The 2,920-nt window shown below is 42.8% G+C and carries 6 protein-coding genes; all 6 read right to left on the reverse strand.

Annotated elements, in window-relative coordinates; translation table 11 throughout:
* Nucleotides 1-307: 307 nt before the first annotated feature.
* On the reverse strand, nucleotides 308-538 hold the full coding sequence (locus GXZ17_RS02500; RefSeq protein WP_409375715.1) for a type II toxin-antitoxin system HicA family toxin: 231 nt from the start codon (nucleotides 536-538) through the stop codon (nucleotides 308-310).
* A complete protein-coding gene (locus tag GXZ17_RS02505; RefSeq protein WP_409375716.1) occupies nucleotides 516-788 on the reverse strand; it encodes a type II toxin-antitoxin system HicB family antitoxin in 273 nt (90 codons plus the stop codon). Before GXZ17_RS02505 ends, GXZ17_RS02500 begins: the two co-directional genes overlap by 23 nt.
* Nucleotides 789-1,303: 515 nt before the next feature.
* Nucleotides 1,304-1,522, reverse strand: a complete 219-nt coding sequence (locus tag GXZ17_RS02510) for a DUF2283 domain-containing protein (RefSeq protein WP_409375717.1) — start codon at nucleotides 1,520-1,522, stop codon at nucleotides 1,304-1,306.
* Nucleotides 1,519-1,785, reverse strand: coding sequence for a DUF4258 domain-containing protein (locus GXZ17_RS02515; protein WP_409375718.1), 267 nt, complete (start codon nucleotides 1,783-1,785; stop codon nucleotides 1,519-1,521). Before GXZ17_RS02515 ends, GXZ17_RS02510 begins: the two co-directional genes overlap by 4 nt.
* Before the next feature lie 311 nt (nucleotides 1,786-2,096).
* Complete coding sequence (locus tag GXZ17_RS02520; protein WP_409375719.1) at nucleotides 2,097-2,465, reverse strand: DUF6516 family protein; 369 nt, start codon at nucleotides 2,463-2,465, stop codon at nucleotides 2,097-2,099.
* Nucleotides 2,465-2,749, reverse strand: coding sequence for a hypothetical protein (locus tag GXZ17_RS02525; RefSeq protein ID WP_409375720.1), 285 nt, complete (start codon nucleotides 2,747-2,749; stop codon nucleotides 2,465-2,467). Before GXZ17_RS02525 ends, GXZ17_RS02520 begins: the two co-directional genes overlap by 1 nt.
* Nucleotides 2,750-2,920 lie beyond the last annotated feature (171 nt).

A 2,920-nucleotide genomic window follows, 5' to 3' on the forward strand; every position in this document is an offset into this window, starting at 1 on the left:
ATACTATAAGGGGGCGCTGCCCCCTCATAACCCCCTGAAAAGATGAAAGCATAAAGACAAAAATCAAAAGCAAAAGCAAAAGCGTGGATTCCCGATAAAAGATTTCGGGAATGACGAGGGAGGTAGATGCCTCGCTAAATTTCAGACATGACAAAAAGAGAAACCCTCGGAGTGAGAGGGACGGTTTAGAGAGCTTGCGGGGAGAGGGAAAGGGTGAGGGTGAATCGACTATAAGGGGGCTTACCCCCTTACGAACCCCCAAAAGCAAGTCATCCCCTTTTTATTACCAGAAGCTCCTTTGGTGTCATTATAGCTGGTTCCATTCATCAGCGGTAATTTTCCGACCTATGATTTTCTCCACTTCCTTAATCATTATTCGAAGTTGAGGTACAGAATATTCAAAGTAGGAGGGAATTGCCAGGCGGTGTTTTTCATAGAGCATAAATTGATGTTTAGCTCCGGAAAGAGGACCTTCAAATCCCAGCTGACGCAACCGTCGGATAAAATCGCTCCTTTTACAGGGTGTCCATCGGCTCACAAACTGGCTCCTGGTTTAAATCAATATCTCCAATTACTGGCAAAGGGTGCTTTAATTTCAATCCTACCAGAATCCAATCTTCAAGCGTAGAACGCAAAGATTCTTCACATTCTCGCAGTGTGGCCCCAAATGCCACAACTCCTTTACAAGAGGGAATTCGACCGACAAAATTACCATCTTCAAGCTTATCGTAGATAGCTTGCGCCATTGCTTGTTCTATATACTCACTTAAGACATATTGTGTGGCCACCGAGCACCTCCTGTTTCTTTATTTCCCCTTTTTAGCATTCTACTTTTGTTTAAAATTCTCTTCTTATATTATAAGTGAAAATATTTTTTTGAAAAGTAGCAATGGCAATAAGGGAGCACCGCCCTTTTACAACCCCGAAAAGCAAAAAAGCCAAAAAAGAGGGCAAAAATAACCCGGAAGGGAAAAACCTCCGTGCTTCTCATTGAGCCTTAAAAGGCAGTTACATTGGGTTAAAAACTCGAGATTGCCACGCCAAACGATAAAGCGAGGCTCACAATGACACCTTGGGTGGTATCCTGAGGAGGAATAGCGACCCTTGGAGATTACTCCTTTTTCCCCTCACCCTCTTCGGGAGACCTCTACATCTTCTTTCCCTCACCCTTCCGGGAAGAGGGTTAGGGTGAGGGTGAGCAATAGGGGAGAAAAACCTCCCTTCGGTAAAAACCTTTATATTCCCGGCTAAATTTCAGGCATGACGACAGAACAACCTGTGATGGCAATTTAGAAGATAAACTTTAAGCTGTCACTTCCTCTTTAACTATCGATAAGCTAATCAGGTCAAATGGATTCTCTGTTGTCCTTGCTCCTGCATCGAGTATTTCAATGGCCACAATCTTTCCATCCTTTGAATAATCAATGATTACCCCATCCAGCTCAATAGATTCAGCAATATCTTCCTCAGCTATAAACTCAATGTTTAAAATGTCATGCTTGGGGTCATATTCTATCTTCATTCAGGCTCTCCTTTCCAATAACGACTTATTTGCGAGGTAATATAGGCAGTAACAACCGTATACTTCTCTTCTGTTTCCTCATAAATAACCCTCAAGAGATACTCCTTGTTATCCCTGAAAAACTTTTTATGGGCAACTTTTCTACCGCCGTAGCCATCCACCACTTGCATAGGATTTACGATTGCGTCCTCTATCTCTTCTTTTTGAATTCCTCTTCTTTCCGCTTTTCGCTGAGCAATAGGAATAATTTCAACTTTTTTCATAGCTCTTCAAGTATTTTCCATCTTTTTGTTTTGTTACAATCAGCACAGTTTCTTCTCCAGGTTTCATATCAAAGGTATAATACCATTTATTCCACAAATTAAATTATAAAGAAGAAATAAAGGGGGCTTCGCCCCCCTTATGAACCCCCCGAAAAAAGACAAAAAATACATGAAAAAATACTAACTGAGGAAGGTTCTCCTTCCTCAGCCCTCGCGATTGACCCTGGGGGTTACACCGTTGGTGCAGCGAGGCTCGCGATGACGGTTCAGAGAGCTTACGGGGAGAGAGCTAAGGTGAGGGCTCCATTTTCTTATTTCTTTTCCTCCCTCAGCATAACTCTCACCCAGTTCATAAAATCTCTAAAGCCTTCTACGATATCTCTGGCGAATCGAGAAGAATCGACCACATTATCTTGAGAGCCATCATGAAAATGATAGGGAAAAGTAGAAACATTACTCCATTTGGTATCAGGAAAGTTATCGTAACGATAAGAAAGGTCGGTAACCTTGTGCTCCCAGTGGGAGCCAAACCGGTTGGCAAGCTTCTTAGACAGCCAAACATCCACAAAGCCATCTTCGGTGAGCATTATGCGCAGCTTGGTTTCCATTATTTCTGTAGCATCGACAATATCGGAGAACTCAATTTCGGCGATTCTTGCCAAATTATCCAGAAGGACCATCACAGTTTATCCAGATACTCGAGAATCAGGTCTCTTTCTGCTTCAAGGTTATCAAACGTGAAGTAATCCTCAAAAGCATCTTCTTCGTGAAATTTTCCCTCCTGGATCATCTTGTCAAACTCTTGGACATCTCGCACACCATATCGCTTAGCTAAAAGGAATAACTCGGACTCAATAACTCTCAGTTTATGTTTCAAGAATGTCTCCAGACTCTCTTTCATTAACTCATCTGGCTTCATTCGCAAATCCTTGGCCAGCTCTTCTATGGTAATCGTATTTTTCACCTCCTCAAAACTTCACCCTCAACCAACGGGCTTGAAATTACCAACTCCTGTATAAGGCAGGGCTAAAAAGTGAATGCCAATCTACCCACCCCTCTAGCCCCCGAACTTGAGCCATCCGCTTGTGATCTATCTGGAAGCAGGCGCTTTTCGCTTATGCATGACCTTTCCTTC

This window comes from Candidatus Sordicultor fermentans, from assembly GCF_012728195.1.
Taxonomy (GTDB): Bacteria; Atribacterota; Atribacteria; order Atribacterales; family Caldatribacteriaceae; genus Sordicultor; species Sordicultor fermentans.

Bases quoted from the DNA above. Each gene is read 5' to 3' on its own strand.
- GXZ17_RS02510 (WP_409375717.1), bottom strand. From the start codon at position 1,522: ATGAAGATAGAATATGACCCCAAGCATGACATTTTAAACATTGAGTTT.
- GXZ17_RS02515 (WP_409375718.1), bottom strand. From the start codon at position 1,785: ATGAAAAAAGTTGAAATTATTCCTATTGCTCAGCGAAAAGCGGAAAGA.
- GXZ17_RS02520 (WP_409375719.1), bottom strand. From the start codon at position 2,465: ATGGTCCTTCTGGATAATTTGGCAAGAATCGCCGAAATTGAGTTCTCC.